This is a genomic window from Lacihabitans sp. CCS-44 (assembly GCF_024343735.1).
Classification (GTDB): domain Bacteria; phylum Bacteroidota; class Bacteroidia; order Cytophagales; family Spirosomataceae; genus Leadbetterella.
Genome location: NZ_RJUE01000006.1, coordinates 14,526 through 30,945 on the forward strand (window position 1 = coordinate 14,526; position 16,420 = coordinate 30,945).

At 37.0% G+C, this 16,420-nt stretch carries 12 protein-coding genes; 3 read left to right on the forward strand and 9 right to left on the reverse strand.

Translation table 11 applies throughout. From position 1 onward, the window contains the following. Positions 1–2 precede the first annotated feature (2 nt). A complete protein-coding gene (locus EGI26_RS04825) occupies positions 3–1,244 on the forward strand; it encodes a pyridoxal phosphate-dependent aminotransferase (RefSeq protein ID WP_255076750.1) in 1,242 nt (413 codons plus the stop codon). 1 nt (position 1,245) lies between these two features. Further along, a complete protein-coding gene (locus tag EGI26_RS04830) occupies positions 1,246–1,728 on the forward strand; it encodes a DUF456 domain-containing protein (RefSeq protein WP_255076751.1) in 483 nt (160 codons plus the stop codon). A gap of 26 nt (positions 1,729–1,754) precedes the next feature. Here EGI26_RS04830 and EGI26_RS04835 read toward each other — a convergent pair whose 3' ends face one another. The 3 genes from EGI26_RS04835 to EGI26_RS04845 are packed head-to-tail and all read right to left on the reverse strand — an operon-like array spanning position 1,755 to position 4,213. Continuing rightward, on the reverse strand, positions 1,755–2,150 hold the full coding sequence (locus EGI26_RS04835; RefSeq protein WP_255076752.1) for an SxtJ family membrane protein: 396 nt from the start codon (positions 2,148–2,150) through the stop codon (positions 1,755–1,757). Positions 2,151–2,183: 33 nt separating this feature from the next. Beyond that, positions 2,184–2,333, reverse strand: a complete 150-nt coding sequence (locus tag EGI26_RS04840) for a DUF5989 family protein (RefSeq protein ID WP_255036488.1) — start codon at positions 2,331–2,333, stop codon at positions 2,184–2,186. Between the two features lie 17 nt (positions 2,334–2,350). Then, entirely contained in the window at positions 2,351–4,213 is a 1,863-nt protein-coding gene (locus EGI26_RS04845) for a carbamoyltransferase (RefSeq protein WP_255076753.1), read from the reverse strand. 173 nt (positions 4,214–4,386) lie between these two features. Between EGI26_RS04845 and EGI26_RS04850 the strand changes: the two genes are divergently transcribed. Continuing rightward, entirely contained in the window at positions 4,387–5,787 is a 1,401-nt protein-coding gene (locus EGI26_RS04850; protein WP_255076754.1) for a glycoside hydrolase family 30 beta sandwich domain-containing protein, read from the forward strand. Positions 5,788–6,152: 365 nt separating this feature from the next. Here EGI26_RS04850 and EGI26_RS04855 read toward each other — a convergent pair whose 3' ends face one another. From EGI26_RS04855 to EGI26_RS04880, 6 genes are all read right to left on the reverse strand, one after another. After that, positions 6,153–7,961 carry a LysM peptidoglycan-binding domain-containing protein gene (locus EGI26_RS04855; RefSeq protein ID WP_255076755.1) on the reverse strand — a complete coding sequence of 603 codons (1,809 nt, stop codon included), beginning with the start codon at positions 7,959–7,961 and terminating at the stop codon, positions 6,153–6,155. A 212-nt stretch (positions 7,962–8,173) separates the two neighbouring features. After that, entirely contained in the window at positions 8,174–9,826 is a 1,653-nt protein-coding gene (pgi, locus tag EGI26_RS04860) for a glucose-6-phosphate isomerase (RefSeq protein ID WP_255076756.1), read from the reverse strand. A gap of 29 nt (positions 9,827–9,855) precedes the next feature. Continuing rightward, positions 9,856–10,614 (reverse strand): glycoside hydrolase family 25 protein, encoded by a 759-nt coding sequence (locus EGI26_RS04865; RefSeq protein WP_255076757.1) that lies wholly within the window; start codon positions 10,612–10,614, stop codon positions 9,856–9,858. A gap of 82 nt (positions 10,615–10,696) precedes the next feature. Next, complete coding sequence (locus tag EGI26_RS04870) at positions 10,697–11,443, reverse strand: acyl-CoA desaturase (protein WP_255076758.1); 747 nt, start codon at positions 11,441–11,443, stop codon at positions 10,697–10,699. Between the two features lie 75 nt (positions 11,444–11,518). Next, positions 11,519–13,111, reverse strand: a complete 1,593-nt coding sequence (locus EGI26_RS04875) for a peptide chain release factor 3 (RefSeq protein ID WP_255076759.1) — start codon at positions 13,109–13,111, stop codon at positions 11,519–11,521. A gap of 71 nt (positions 13,112–13,182) precedes the next feature. Continuing rightward, entirely contained in the window at positions 13,183–16,377 is a 3,195-nt protein-coding gene (locus tag EGI26_RS04880) for an exodeoxyribonuclease V subunit beta (RefSeq protein ID WP_255076760.1), read from the reverse strand. Between the last annotated feature and the right edge of the window lie 43 nt (positions 16,378–16,420).

Below are 16,420 nucleotides of genomic sequence, written 5' to 3' on the forward strand. Positions count from 1 at the left end.
CTATGCCAAACGAGTATAAAAAAAGCGATAGGCTAAACAATCTTAGCTACGCCATCAGGGGGCCGGTTTTCGAAAAAGCCCAGCAGTTAGAGGCTATGGGCCAGAAAATTATCAATCTTAACATCGGCAATCCGGCTCCGTTTGGATTTGATGTACCTGACGAGATTGTGCATGACATGATTCTGAACCTTCGCAACGCCCAAGGCTATTCGCATCATTTGGGAATTTTCCCTGCTCGCAAGGCCATCATGCATTATACCCAACAGATTGGCATCAAAGATGTAAAGATGGAAGACATATTCGTTGGAAATGGCGTAAGTGAGCTCATAGTTATGTGTATGCAGGCATTGCTCAACGACGGTGACGAAATACTCATTCCTTCTCCCGATTACCCACTTTGGACTACTGCTGTAGCACTTTCTGGTGGTAAACCTGTCCATTATATGTGCGACGAGGCATCCGATTGGAATCCAGATGTAGAGGACATGGCGGCCAAAATAACCTCAAAAACCAAAGCCATCGTAATCATTAACCCTAACAATCCAACTGGGGCTGTGTATGAAAAAGACGTTTTGAAAAAAATCGTAGCTTTGGCAGAGAAACATAACCTCATTGTATTTTCTGATGAGATTTATGACAAAATCCTTTACGATGGCAACGTTCATGTTCCAGCGGCTACACTTTCTGAAGACGTGTTTTTCATGACTTTCGGAGGTTTATCAAAAAATTATCGTGCAGCTGGATTTAGAGGTGGCTGGGTGATACCAAGTGGAGCAAAAGGTAAGGCAAAATCGTTCTTAGAAGGACTTACTTTATTGGCATCAATGCGACTTTGTGCCAATGTGCCTACGCAATATGCCATTCAGACCGCACTCGGTGGGTATCAGTCTATAAACGACTTGGTGGCTGAAGGCGGCAGATTAAAAAAACAAAGAGATTTAATTTATTACAAACTGACAGATATTCCGGGCATCACCTGTGTTAAGCCCAAAGGCTCTCTTTATGTTTTTCCAAAAATAGACATGAAGAAATTTGACATTCAAAACGACGAGCAGTTTGCCCTAGATTTATTGTCAGAACAAAAAGTTTTTGTGGTTTCGGGCAAAGGATTTAATTATCCTGATGGACAGCACTTTAGAGCTGTATTTTTGCCTGAAGTGGACACATTGGAACTCGCCACAGACAAAATCGCTGAATTTTTAGATAGCAGAAAAATTAAGACCCAAACACTGATAGAAGCCTAAGATGGATTACCTTTTGCTAATTTCCGGACTCGCCTGTCTTGTTATTGGATTAGCAGGAGCCATACTTCCATTGCCTGGCCCACCACTGAGTTTTGGAGGAATATTATTGCTGCATTATTCCAGATTTGCAGAATTTTCAGAAAATACCATCATTGCTTTTGGGGTCATTACCGTCGTGATCACTGTCATGGATTATTACATTCCAATTTGGGGAACAAAGAAATTTGGCGGTAGCAAATGGGGAACTATTGGTTCTGGAATTGGTTTGCTTGTTGGTATGTTCCTTGGCCCTTTCGGCTTGTTCATTGGAGCATTTGCAGGAGCATTCATTGGTGAATACCTTTCTAACAAAAATCACAATATAGCATTCAAAGCAGCAGTAGGAAGTTTTCTAGGATTAATGGCAGGTATTTTCGCCAAAACTATTCTCTGCATTGTCATGTTGTTGTATTCAATTGTAGAAATCTACCAATCATTTCAATAAAAAAGGCCTCTTACGAGGCCTTTTTCTTACCAAATATTGTCAAAATCTTCAGGTTGATACTGATGATCTCTCGTGTGAAAGACCGTTTTCTCTGAGTCTTTGAGCGAAAGATAGTTTTTTCTTGAAAGTAATCTTTGCAAAAGAGCAAAAGGTGTTAGAAATATAAAAAACACCAAAGTCATTAGAATTCGGGTATTTATAAAACCCAACACTTCGGCTAGTTTCATCCAACCTTTCAGTATCAGATCAGCTACAGCATCAAACATTAGCGAAGAAACACCAATGCCAACTGCTGCATAAAGGAAATAATTTCTCTTAAACTCAAAGAAATACCAATCGTAATTTCTTTGAAAAATAAAATAAAGAACAAGGAAACCAACAACTATAACTAAAAGTGATTGGAATCTATCTGCAATTTTCATCTATAAAAATATTTATCTCTTTGTGAGAATGAATTAAAATAAGGTGTAAATAAACGGAGCTATGGCAGAACCTCCACCAATAACTATAAGTATACCTACCAAAAGCAAAATAATAATCAAAGGAGCCAACCAAAATTTCTTTCTAGCTGCCATAAAACCCCATAAATCTTTAATAAAATCCATATTTTTAATCTTTTATATTAATCTAAAACAAATTCTTCTTTCCAATTATCTGTGCCTTGCCATTCAGGTTGGTTTTTCTTGCTGAATAAGAAATTACCCACTACCAAATAGTCCATTTCCGTTCTCATAAAGCACCTGTAAGCATCGTTTGGTGTCATTACGATAGGTTCACCTCTTACGTTGAATGAGGTATTTACTACAACACCCATACCTGTAAGTTTCTTGAATTCCTCAATCATTTTATAATAACGAGGATTGGTTTCGCTATGCACAGTCTGAATTCTAGCTGAGAAGTCAATATGTGTAATTGAAGGCAATTCCGAACGTAAATGATACAATTTATCTCTCAAATTCATGTCGTCGTATCCTTCTGGCAAAGTCTTCTTGATGGCATCAGCTACAGGATGTACCAATAACATATAAGGCGAAATACCATCATAATCAAAAAACTGACTTACATCTTCGGCCAAAACTGAAGGTGCAAACGGCCTGAATGATTCTCTATATTTGATTTTCAGGTTAAGTTTCTTCTGCATTTCAGCACTTCTTGGATCACCCAAAATACTTCTTGCTCCCAAGGCTCTTGGACCAAACTCCATTTTGCCTTGTACCCAACCTATTACGTTTTCCTGTGAAATCAATTTGGCCGTTTCGGCTGCCAGTTCGTCAAAATTTTCAAAATATTGATAATTGGCCTTGTATTTTTTGGACATCAACTCTACTTCCAAATCAGAAATGGTGGGTCCCAAATACGAGCCTTTCATGGCATCCATCTTATAATCTATCACACGCTCTTGCTTGAAATAGATATAATTCACAGCCAAAGCAGCACCCAAGGCACCGCCCGCATCACCAGCAGCAGGCTGAATGAATACGTTTTTGAAAACACCTGATTTTTGAAGTTTGCCGTTTGAAACACAATTAAGTGCTACTCCGCCTGCCAAACATATATTTTCTGATCCAGTAAGTCTTTTTGCTTCTTGAGCCATCAAAACCACTACATCTTCGGTAATTTGCTGAATCGCAAGACCCAGATTACAGTGGTGTTGTTCCAATTCGTCCTCTGGCTTTCTGGTTTTGAATCCAAACAGAGCTTCCCATTTAGACTCATTCACCATTTTCAATCCTGTAGCGTAGTCGAAGAAATCTTGATTCAACCAAACCGAGCCATCGTCTTTAACACTGATTAAATCCTTCTTGATAATATCTACATACTTTGCGATATCAGGCGAAAGCGGATTTCCGTAAGGAGCCAAACCCATGAGTTTGTATTCACCAGAATTCACTCTAAAGCCCAAAAAGTAAGTAAATGCGGAATATAGAAGTCCAAGAGAATGCGGGAAACGCATCTCTTTTAATATCTTAATTTGACCCTTTTGTCCATGACAAATAGAAACCGTGGCCCACTCTCCTACTCCATCTACCGTAAGAATCGCAGAATCTTCATAAGGCGAAGGATAATAAGCACTGGCTGCATGCGAAAGGTGGTGTTCAGGAAAAAGAAGTTTCGTTTTCTTCTTATCGTAAGTTCCAATCTGCTCCAATTCCTCATGAATGAGTCTTTTCAGGAACATTTTTTCCTTTATCCAAACCGGAATTGAGGTTATGAACGAACGCAAACCTTTCGGTGCAAAAGCGTAGTAAGTTTCTAATAGTCTCTCGAATTTCAACAGAGGCTTGTCATAAAATACGATGGCGTCTAGGTCTTTCAACTCTAAACCACTGTATTCAAGGCAAAATTTGATAGCATTTGAAGGAAAACCAGGATCGTGTTTTTTTCTAGTAAACCTTTCCTCTTGTGCTGCGGCAATTATTTTACCATCCTGAATTATAGAAGCTGCTGAATCGTGGTAAAACGCAGAAATGCCAAGAATATTCATTCTAAATTATGGTCTGTTATATAATATACTGCAAATTACGCCATTATTGACTAATAAAAAAAATTTGGGCCAAGCTCAACAGGGATTTGATTTTACGGAAAATAGATTTCTGATTAAATTTCTATTAATTTGTCTTTTTATTATATTTCAAAAATCTCATTTCTCAAGAAAAAATGTCACTAAAGTTCGTCTTTTCATTAAATATTAAGTCTTTATCCTCTAAAGTTATTGTTTTATTGATACTTACTTCTGGCAGTTCTATTGGCCAAAATATAGAAAAATGGGTCACCAAATTGGACAAAAGTAAGCTTTTGGAAAAGCAAAAACAGACTTTGGCTTTTTCAAAAAACCACGAAAACTTACCGACCATTTTTGTGGACGATTCCAAAAATTTTCAGACCATGGACGGTTTTGGCTATACCCTAACGAGCGGAAGTGCCACTTTAATAAACCAACTCAGCAACAAAAAACAATTGCTTGACGAACTATTTGGGAATGCCGAAAACAGTATCGGTGTAAATTACCTTCGTGTGAGTGTGGGTGCATCTGATTTGAGTGACCATGCCTACAGTTATTCTGAAAGCAAAGATTTGAGTTTGAAGAATTTTTCTCTCAAAGAAGACGAAAAGGATTTGATACCAGTTTTGAAGGAAATCATAAAAATAAACCCAAAAATAAAAATATTGGCCTCGCCATGGAGTCCGCCAACATGGATGAAAAGTAATAACAATTCAATGGGCGGTAGTCTTTTGCCAGAATATTATCAAGTTTATGCCAATTATTTGGTGAAATACATCAAAGAAATGAAAAAACATGGCATTGTGATTGATGCCATGACCATTCAGAATGAGCCTCTTCACCCCGGAAACAACCCGAGTCTTTTGATGTTGCCCAACGAACAAGCAAATTTTATTAAAAACAACCTTGGTCCAACATTCTTTAAAAATGGTATTAAGACCAAAATCATCATTTATGACCACAATGCCGACCGACCTGATTATCCCATTTCGATTTTGAATGATCCAGCGGCAAGGAAATTTATTGATGGTTCGGCTTTTCATTTATACGGTGGCAGTGTGGAGAATATCAGAGAAGTGCATGAAGCTCATCCAGACAAAAACCTCTATTTCACCGAGCAATGGATTGGACATCCTTCAAACTTTGGGGGTGATTTGGCTTGGCATGTTAAAAACTTGATCATCGGAGCCACGAGAAATTGGTGTAAAACGGTATTGGAATGGAACTTGGCCATTGACCCACAAATGAATCCACATACCGAGGGCGGTTGCACGGCATGTTTGGGAGCCATCACCATCGACAAAGGCAAGATTGAGCGAAACGCCGCTTATTACATCATTGGCCATGCCTCCAAATTTGTACCCACTAACTCCAAAAGAATTGCATCAAATACAGTTCTGAACCTAAGCAACGTAGCCTTCAAAACACCTGCAGGCAAAACCGTTTTGATTGTCATCAATGATTCAGACAAAAGTGTTGAGTTCTTGATTAGCTCAAAAGGGAAACAAGCGAAAGAAACAATTGAGGCAGGGAGTGTGGTTAGTTATGTTTGGTGAGGGGATAAATGAGGAGATAAATGAATTAGAATCTTTCGTATTTCAGATTCTTAGGTCAAAAAACTTAAAAGAAACGCGTATTCCAATATCAGTAATCCGTTACAATGTAGAGTTCCTAACATGAGACCCAGCTAGGACTCATTACGAAACCAATATGTGGTGAATAATTACCTTATTCATTGAATTTTTGCAGAGAATAAGACTTGAATTCTAAAAATGAAAATTTCAGTCTTAAATAACTAAGATCGATTTTAAAACCAACAAAAAAAATTAGCCTCAATCAATGATCGAGGCTAATCCAGCTATCGAGTGAATCTATACTACTTATTACTTATCTTTAAATGAGATTGTTACAAAAAGCAATCTCAATATTTTCTTACTATTATTTTATCTCCAACCTCTATAATGTTGTTGTTGAGGTTATTGAGCTTATACAATTGATTTACAGTCACTTTATAGTTTACTGAAATCCGATACAAGGTCTCGCCTTTCTTAACTTCATGCACCAAATATCCCTTTTCATAATTCTTTGGAATATCTATGGTTTCCATTAGCTCCTCAGAAAAAGGCTTTTCAGAGCTCACTTTTGTGGTTGGCACTTCTCTGACTACCGTCGTTTGTTCATCTGGAACCACCTTGCTTTTTGGTACAATAGTAGTTTCTTCAAAGGGCACTACTTGATTTTTGGTCAATACCTCAGATTTAAAAACTTCTTTAGGCTTAGTTTCAACCAAGACCTCTGCCTTCTTGGGCTCCAAAACTGGCTTTTGTTCCACCAATTCCTCTTCTTTTTTGGTCTCCACATATTGAGAAATCAACTCATCGTCAAATTTCAATCTTTCAGGTTTTTCATCCTTATTTTCCAACGGAAACTCAATGTATTCAATCGGTTTACTTTTCGGACGAGTGGCTTGCATCCAAACGACCCTGCCTCTTTGCAACCTAGCAATTGTTTCCATTCTGTTGTATTTCAGCAACTTAGAGAGTCTCACACCATATTGTTGCGAAATATCCCAAAGCGTTTCGTCATTTTTTACAATGTGATGAGGAATGGCCGCCTTATCGTTCTTCGATTCGATATAATACACTTGCCCAATCTGCAAAAAGTCTTTGTCGGTCATCTCGTTGAACTCCAAAAACTGCTTATTGCTGATATTGGCTTTGTAGGCAAGATTTACAAAATCGTCGCACATTTCTGCCTGAATACCTTTGAGATTGTTGCTGGTGTAAAACATTCCACCAAAACCTTTGCTCAATTCGGGCGTAGGTTTGAGTACTGGAAAACCCAAATCCATGTTTTGATTTCCGACATTCCTCGACATCTCGTCTAGCATCCTGATCTCGCTGTATTTGTTGCTTGGGATATATACCAAAATATTGGCATCGCCCTCCGGAACTCTGTTGGTCTTCAACCACAAGTTACTCTTTAACAACTCTTTCGGATCAATTTTCAAGTCAGCAGCTATAAGATTAAGAGACTTACCAGCAGCGTTTTTGTATTCATATACAATACTTTGCACTGGAATCTTAAAACTGTTAAACTCCGACTCCATCACCAATTTAAAGGCCAAAAACTGTATCAAAGAACTATATGAAGGCGAATCGAGGACAATATAATTACCCGACCACTTTCTGTTTGTTTCCAAGAATTTTAAAACTTCTCGGCTTGCAATATGAGCAAAAAGCGTTTTTCCCCAGTTTTCGTAAAGAACTTGATTCCGCTTTAAGCACACCATGGCACCTTTTGTGGCCATCAATAAATGCTTACGCTCGTCTATTTTATCGTCGATAATCAAATCGACATCTTTTGCTTTTTCTATATCCAAACACCAAAAAACTCCTTGTTCTAAAGCAACGGTCGAACTCAGGCTTTTTTGGAACTTGTTATAAATACTCAAGTACTTAAAATCAGCCGGCACGTTGGCGTTTTCAACTATGCTTTCTATGGATGGAATCACCAATGAAAGTTTACTTAAATATTCTTTTTTGAGTTCGGAGTTTCGTGAAATTGCAGCTACTTCTTGCGACAATAAATACCTTGTGACATCGTTCAACTGAAAAGTTACGTCAGCAAACTTTATTTCATAAGGGACTTTACTTTCTCGTGTAGTGTTGGTCTGAGCCAAAGCCACAGAGAAAGTAAAGAACATAAAAAGAAGCAAACTTCTTTTCATTACCTTAAATGATATGTTAAAGAAGGCACGTAAGTTCATTTTAGATTGATTCACTCTTTTAATTTTAGTATACAATTATACCTATTTTTAAAAGATGAATCAAATTTAATTTATTGAATTTATACTTCCAAATAAATAACCAAAATTTTTTAAAATTTTTATTTTTTCAGTAATAATTGAAACTTTAATACAAAAAAAATAGAGCCGAGGCTCTATTTTCTCCATTTTTTGTAGATATTAATAAGATTATTGGTCGAAACATCGTGTGACACAACCTCTGCATCGTCTTGCAATTCAGGATAAATCTTGTTAGCAAGCTGTTTTCCAAGCTCTACTCCCCATTGATCGAATGAGAAAATATTCCAAATAATTCCCTGAACAAATATTTTATGCTCATACATAGCCACCAAACTTCCCAATACTTTTGGAGTAAGTTTCTTTACCAGAATAGAATTGGTCGGCCTATTTCCTTTGAAAACCTTGAAAGGAGTTAGAAAATCTATATCTGCCTGACTTTTACCTGCTTTTTTAAATTCAGCTTCCACCTCTTCTTTGGTTTTTCCATTCATCAAAGCCTCAGTTTGAGCAAAAAAGTTGGACATCAACATTTTATGATGTTCTCCAATCGGATTCTGACTTACAGCAGGAGCTATAAAATCGGCTGGTATAAGTTTTGTCCCTTGGTGAATCAACTGATAAAAAGCGTGTTGTCCGTTTGTACCAGGTTCACCCCAAATAACTGGTCCAGTTTGGTAATTTACCTCGTCGCCATTTCTGTCCGTACTTTTTCCGTTCGACTCCATATCTCCTTGCTGAAAATACGCCGCAAAACGGTGCATGTATTGGTCATAAGGAAGAATAACATGCGACTGAGCATTGAAAAAGTTATTGTACCAAATACCTAAAAGGCCCAAAATAACTGGAGCATTACGTTTCAAAGGTGTATTTTTAAAATGCAAATCTATTTGATGAGCACCATCTAATAAAGCCTCGAAATTAGAAAACCCTATATAGCAAGCTATCGAAAGACCAATGGCACTCCAAAGTGAGTAACGACCTCCTACCCAATCCCAAAATTCAAACATATTCTGTGTATCAATTCCAAACTCAGACACACCTTTGGCATTGGTAGAAATGGCCACAAAATGCTTTTTAACAAATTCAACATCTAAAGCTGTTTCAAGAAACCAATTTCTGGCCGAATGTGCATTGGCCATCGTTTCCTGCGTGGTAAAAGTCTTGGAAGCAATCATGAACAATGATGTTTCAGGATTCAATCCTTTCAAGGTCTCGGCAATGTGCGTGCCATCTACATTCGACACAAAATGAACGTTCAACCCTTTTTTGGCATAAGGTTTCAATGATTCTGTAACCATTACAGGTCCTAAATCAGAACCGCCAATACCGATATTCACAATGTCTGTTATTTTCTTTCCAGTATATCCTTTCCACTCTCCTGATCTTACACTTTCAGAAAAGGCCTTCATTTGTGCCAAAACTCTGTTTACATCAGGCATAACGTCTTTGCCATCGACAATTACTGGAGTATTGCTTCTGTTTCTGAGAGCCGTGTGCAGTACGGCACGGCCTTCTGTAGCATTGATCGCTTCTCCATCAAACATTTTTTGAATGGCTTCTTCCAGATTGCACTCTTCAGCCAATTCGTTCAAATAGACCATCGTACGACCATTGATATTGTTTTTAGAATAGTCTAAAAGGATATCTTGAAACTTGAGCGAAAATTTCGAGAAACGTTTTGCATCTTCAGAAAACAAATCTTTTATGGTAGTTTTAGAAATTGTTTTGTGGTGGTTTTTTAGTTTTTTGAATGACTTAGTCTGATCAAACTTTACGGATGTTAACATAAATTATTTTCTTTGGTAATATTTTTAATTTAAAGTAAAAACTTTTGGAATTTATGAGGTGTACCCATAAATACATTAAAGTCTACATCGGCTTTGATGCCTGGTACTTTACCAGTAGCAGAATGCTGCCAAAGGATAAGATTTTTACAATCGAAATTATTTAGATTTTCGGAAGAATAGTCTGAAATCCAGATTGGATATTCATCCAATTTTCCTTTTATATATTCTCTAAAAATAGGTTTGTTGGTATAAATTATTGGTTTTACACCTAGGTATTTTTCAACAGTTTCCAGCCAAATCTTTACATTGTTGCTCAGAGCTTTTCTTTCTGCTCTAGTCCGTCCATTTTTTTCAAAATCCAATACCGGCACAAAGTCACCTTTCTCGTGCTTGGCATTTATAATAAAATTGAGGGCTTGTAATTTAGGATCGGTGTAGGGCGTATAAAAATGATATGCTCCTCGGACAAAACCAGCGTTTTTTGCGGAAGCCCAATTGGTCTCAAAATTGGCATCTACCAAGTCTGTTCCTTCTGTGGCTTTGATGATTATGAATTTGATAAGATTGTTTTCTAATCTATCATCGTTGATTTTTTTCCAATCTATCAGGCCGTTGTGCCTTGAGATATCTATTCCATGAATCTGGTATTTGATTGGAATCTCAACTCCGTATTCCTTGTCATACTCCCAGCCTTGTCCATCACTGACAAAGTTTGGATACATAACAATCAAACCAATGATTGTACATATATACCAATATCGCCAAGTATGTTTTAATGTTTTGAACATGTAGAGTAAGGCTCGATTCAGAACAAAGTTACAAAAAGAATATGTAATTGAGCATAAAAAAAGCCAGCAAGCTGGCTTTTTTTTACATATAATTGAGGTCGTTGTTGGGCTTAAGCTTGATGAGCTTGAGCTTATCTAGTATCTTAATTATGGGATAAGTCGGATCAAATTCGTGCCATTTTACTCCGAAGTTGGCTCTACCGCCAAACTTGTGGTGATTGTTGTGGTACGATTCGCCCATCATCAAAACATCCACTGGCAAAAGATTTTTAGCTGTATCGTCTACGTCGTAATTTCTATAACCATACTTGTGAGCAAACCAATTGATGATAACTCCATGAACTGGGCCCATCAAAAAATGGATGGGTAACAATAAAAACACCCAATAGCTCTCTGCAAAGTAAAAGTAGAATAAAGTGTAAGCTACACCCCAACCGATTCTTGAAACCCAAGTGTCAGCCAATTTTTCCATAAACTCCCAATGAGGTACGTTCTTTTTAAATTTTGCTTCTATGGTATCTACTTTATGAACAATTTCTTGGTAATAATTTTTTGTTTTCCACATCATATCAAACAAGTTTTTGGAGAAACTTGGAGAATGTGGATCCTGCTCAGTGTCGGCAAACGCATGGTGAAGCCTATGCATAACTCCGTAAGCATAAGGACTTAAAAAAGAAGAACCTTGAAAAATGAATGTCAACCAATAGAAGAGTTTTTCCATGCGAGGACTCATCGTGAACATTTTGTGTGCTGCATACCTATGCAAGAAAAAAGTTTGTGCAAAAAGCGATAGGTACCAATGAGAAATAAAGAAAATTAAAATAGCCATCAACAATTATATTAAATTAAAACACAAAAATACTTTTACTCAAATACTTTAAAAAATGACAAATGTCACATTTGATTAAGAATTGCCAACTTTAAACTCCGATGTTGTATGAAACTCAATCTCAGGGTTATTTTCCTTGTTCATTCTTAAAATCCAGTCCGTTTCTGCCAAGAAAACAGGGTTATCGTCTTTGTCCAAAGCTATATAGTTCGACTTCAAACGCATAAATTCATTCAACTTTTCATTGTCGTCACTCGTAATCCAGCAGGCTTTGGAATAAGGCTTACCCTCAAAACGACAAGATGCACCGTATTCGTGTAACAACCTATGCTGAATAACCTCAAACTGAAGTTCACCCACAGTCCCGATGATTTTCCTGTTGCCTGGTTGCATGGTAAACAACTGTGCAACACCTTCTTCTGCCAATTGAGAAACACCTTTCTCCAACTGCTTCGATTTCATAGGATCGGTATTGATTACCTCTCTGAACAATTCTGGTGAGAAGCTCGGAATACCTGTAAAATACAACACTTCACCTTCTGTAAGCGTATCGCCTATCTTAAAGTTCCCAGTATCATAAAGTCCGACGACATCACCAGGAAATCCCTCGTCCACCACGTTCTTTGAGTCCGCCATAAACATGTAAGGATTTGAAAATCTCACATCCTTGCCCAATCTCACGTGCTTGTAAAATTTCCCTCTTTCAAATTTCCCAGAACAAATCCTCAAAAAAGCAATTCTGTCTCTGTGCCTAGGATCAATGTTGGCATGTATTTTAAACACAAAACCCGTGAATTTGTTTTCAGTTGGCTCCACCAATCTTACGCTGGTATTTCTTGAAATAGGCTCTGGGCTTATTTTGCAGAATGAATCCAAAAGCTCTTTAATGCCAAAACTATTTACCGCACTCCCAAAAAACACGGGAGCAATTCTTCCCGCCAAATAGTCGGCTTCGTTGAAATCATCATAAATGGTTTCAATCATTTCCACATCTTCTCTAAGCTGAGCTGCGTCTTTTGGACCCACACTTGAATCAAGTTCGGGCGAATCAAGAGCTATTTCTTTTACTTCATCTTCAAGTTTGGTCTTGTTTATTTTGAAGTAATTCATTTGATTTTCTAGCAAATGGTACACGCCCTTAAAATCAGAACCCATGTTTACGGGCCATGTGATAGGGCGTACTTTTATAGAAAGTTTCTGTTCCAATTCGTCCAAAAGATCGAATGGATCTTTTCCTTCACGGTCCATTTTATTTATAAAAACGATCACGGGTGTGTCTCTCATTCGGCAAACTTCCATCAATCTTTCGGTTTGTTCCTCCACGCCTTTTACGCAGTCAATCACCAAAATAACACTATCCACAGCCGTGAGCGTTCTATAAGTATCCTCAGCAAAATCCTTGTGACCAGGCGTATCCAAAATATTGATTTTGCGACCGCCATACTCAAAGGTCATCACCGATGTAGCCACCGAGATACCTCTTTGTTTCTCGATTTCCATAAAATCGGAAGTGGCAGTTTTCTTGATTTTGTTAGATTTTACCGCACCAGCCGTTTGTATAGCTCCACCAAACAACAAAAGTTTCTCTGTGAGGGTGGTTTTTCCGGCATCGGGGTGAGAAATTATGGCGAAAGTCCTTCTCTTTTTTAACTCTGAAATAAATGACACTTATTATCTATTTTGTAAATTCTCTGCAATTTACGAAGATAATATTTTGAAAAAACACAATTTCTTTAATTTCAATCTGCCAAAGGGATTTTAACAATTTCGAAAGGCTCCAAGTAAATTATTATCAAATGGATATTTTTGTAGCCCATTTGGCCTATCAAATTGCCATAATTCTGAATCTGATTGCGATGCTGAAGGGTCTTTTCGCCAGTTTTATAATCCACTATAAATACTTTGTCTGCCACAAAAACAATCCTATCTGGTCGCTGCACGTTTTGACCTTTCGACAATATTTCTATTTCGTTTTTCACCAAGGCTTTTTCTGAGAAAAGCTCGGCCACTTGTTCATTTTCTATCACTTGAAGAATTTTCTGTTCCAATAAAGCACGTAGCGGTTCATCCAAATAGCCCTCTGCCGAAAGCTTTTCTAGTGCTGTTTCAATATCACTTTTGGTTTTAATCAATTCAAAAGCAGCATGAATCAAATTACCCAAGGTGATCTTTTGCTCTCTTTCTAGAGATTTAAAGTTTGACTCCGTCTTAAGTTTTAGCGAAAATTCCTTCTCAAATATTTTATTAAAATCTACATTATAAACATCTGTGATATTTTCAGAAACAATCTTTTCAATCTTCGGACTGCTTTGACCAAAATCATACTGAAGTTGACCATTATTCATGAGTCCTTTTTGGATTAAAAAATCGTGAAACATACTTCCAAGCCCATCCACCGACATTCCTTTAGCCGCAACTTTGAAATGACACCAAATATACAGCCGTTCCACAGGTCTGGTCAGAGCCACATAGAGCATGTTGAGGTTTTCAATAAAAAGTAGTTCTTCATGAGTTTCTAAAATATCACGCCCAAAGCTTATGTTTTTCTTTAGACTTACTTTTAAAGGAGTAGCCTTCAGAGACTTTTCTTCAGAAGCCAACTCACTGTAATTCAACGGACTAATATCAACCCACAGTTCCGAGCCTGCTCTCGGGCTGGTCTTCCAATTTACATACGGCAAGATAACAATGGGATATTCCAAACCTTTAGATTTGTGGATACTCGTAACTGTGATGGCGTTTTCCGACTTGTTATTTATGGAGAATTTCTCCTTTTTCAGTTCCCAATGGGCTAAAAAGTCAACTAAATTCTTGCTTTTTTTGTGATAAAACTGAAGCATAACATCTAGAAAAGTAAATATGTAATTAACTGAACTGCTATTATTTAAAAGTCCAAATTTCTCAATCAAATACTCTGTTGAAGAGTAAAAATCTCTTTCAAAAACTTTGTCTTTGTCAATTCCTAACGTCGATAAAAAATCATCTAGAGGTACTTTACAGAGTTCCTTCAGGTCAAGATTTTGCAAAGTCTGTGGATACAATAACTTAAAAAACTGTAGAAATTCGAATCTCGAAAATACGGCATCGGGCTGCTGAATAAACTTTAAAGCAGACACAAGAAAACTCACCTCCAGGTTTTTCCATATTTTGAGTGAATCCACCGAATTTATCTCAAAACCGTTCTTTTGAAGAAAATCAGCTATTTCAAAACCTTCAGAATTACGCCTACACAATATCGCAATATCGCCAGGTTTATAGCCATCTTCCAATATCTGATTTACCTGAAAAAGTACTTTTTCTAAAATCGATTCAGACTGCTTTTCTATAAATTCCAAACTCACATAACCGCCTTCTTTGGCAATTGGAGGCATATTTTGAAAATAATCAGAAAAAACACTTTCCACTAGCGGAAACTCAGGAGAATTGCTTTGAACAACCGTTTCAAAAAAAGAATTATTGAAGTTGATGATTTCCGTTTTGCTTCTATAATTAATGTTTAGACTTTCAACTGAGCCTGAGAAAGTGACATTTTCCAACTGAAAAGCCTGATTTTCACCACTTTCAATATTAGCCATTAGTCCAGAAACATTCTTTTGGATAAGATCAATCATGAGTTGAATATTGCCTCCACGCCACTTGTAAATGGCCTGTTTGGGATCACCCACAATCAAATTTGCCTTGTTTTTAGAAATGGCATTATCAATCAAAGGTAAGAGATTGAAAAACTGCATGTTAGAAGTATCCTGAAACTCATCAATCAACAAATGGTCGTACTTTTCGCCAATACGTTCATAAATAAACGGCACCGGCTCTTTCACCACTATATCTAGAATTTTCTTGTTAAATTCTGACAAAAACACCTCATTTCTATCTGATTTTATGATGTCCACTTCCTCTTTTATCATGGCTAAAAGAGGAATTTTGAGTAAGTTTTTGATTACTTCATTCAGTATATAGTATTTATCGGTTTTTAGTTCTAAAACATCATTGGCTATACTGGTCAAAGTCTGTGAAATATTATCTATCGCACCACCATTTGCAGCTCCTTTTTTATACCATTTTCCCTCTTCAAAAGCACTTATATGCCTTGATTTTGGATATGGGAGTTCTGAGTAAAATAAATCCTCTGGATAAGAGGCCAGTTTCTCGTAAAATCCAAATACCCCACCCTTGCCATAAAGAAAATCGTCAAAAGCAAGTCCGTTCCTAAATATCAAATCGAGACCCGACTGGGCCAATTCTTGAATTCCATTGAGCGTATTCTTCTGATAAGCAATTATTTGACCTCTTATTTTCTTAATATCGACCAAAGTCAAATCCAGATTTTTCTCAATCAAATAAGAACCTTCATTTTCAAAAATATTCGTTCCAAACTGTTTGATTTCGTCAATTAGCGTATTCCAGCTTTTGTCTTCATCTATTTTATTCAAAGCAAAATCCAAAAGCAACTGACTCAAATCCTGATTTTTACCGATTTTTTCAAGCAGATTATCCACGGCCTCACTCAAAATCTGTGATTGGTCCAGATTAATTTCATAGTTAAATGGCAAATCCAAATCAAATGTAAATGAGCTAACTATTTGATTTACAAAACTATCTATGGTCTTAACGGCAAAGTCGTTGTACTCGTGGAGTATCTCATTGTAAATAGCCACTGCCCTACTCTTTAAAATTTCGGCTGAAACCGTGCGAAGTTCTTCGGTAATTATTTTAAAAATTAAAGAATCAGAAACTTCACTTTCAGATATTTCTTTCAATGCCTTCAAAATCCTTACTTTCATCTCATTGGCGGCATCGTTGGTAAACGTTATGGCCAATATTCGTTGAAAATATCTTGGATCTTCTTCATTCAAAATCAATTTCAAATACTCCTTGGTCAGGGTAAAAGTTTTACCAGAACCAGCAGAAGAACCATAAATTTTGAATAGCGACATATATGCGTTTTTAGAGAAAGAACCAAAGGTACAAAATAAACCA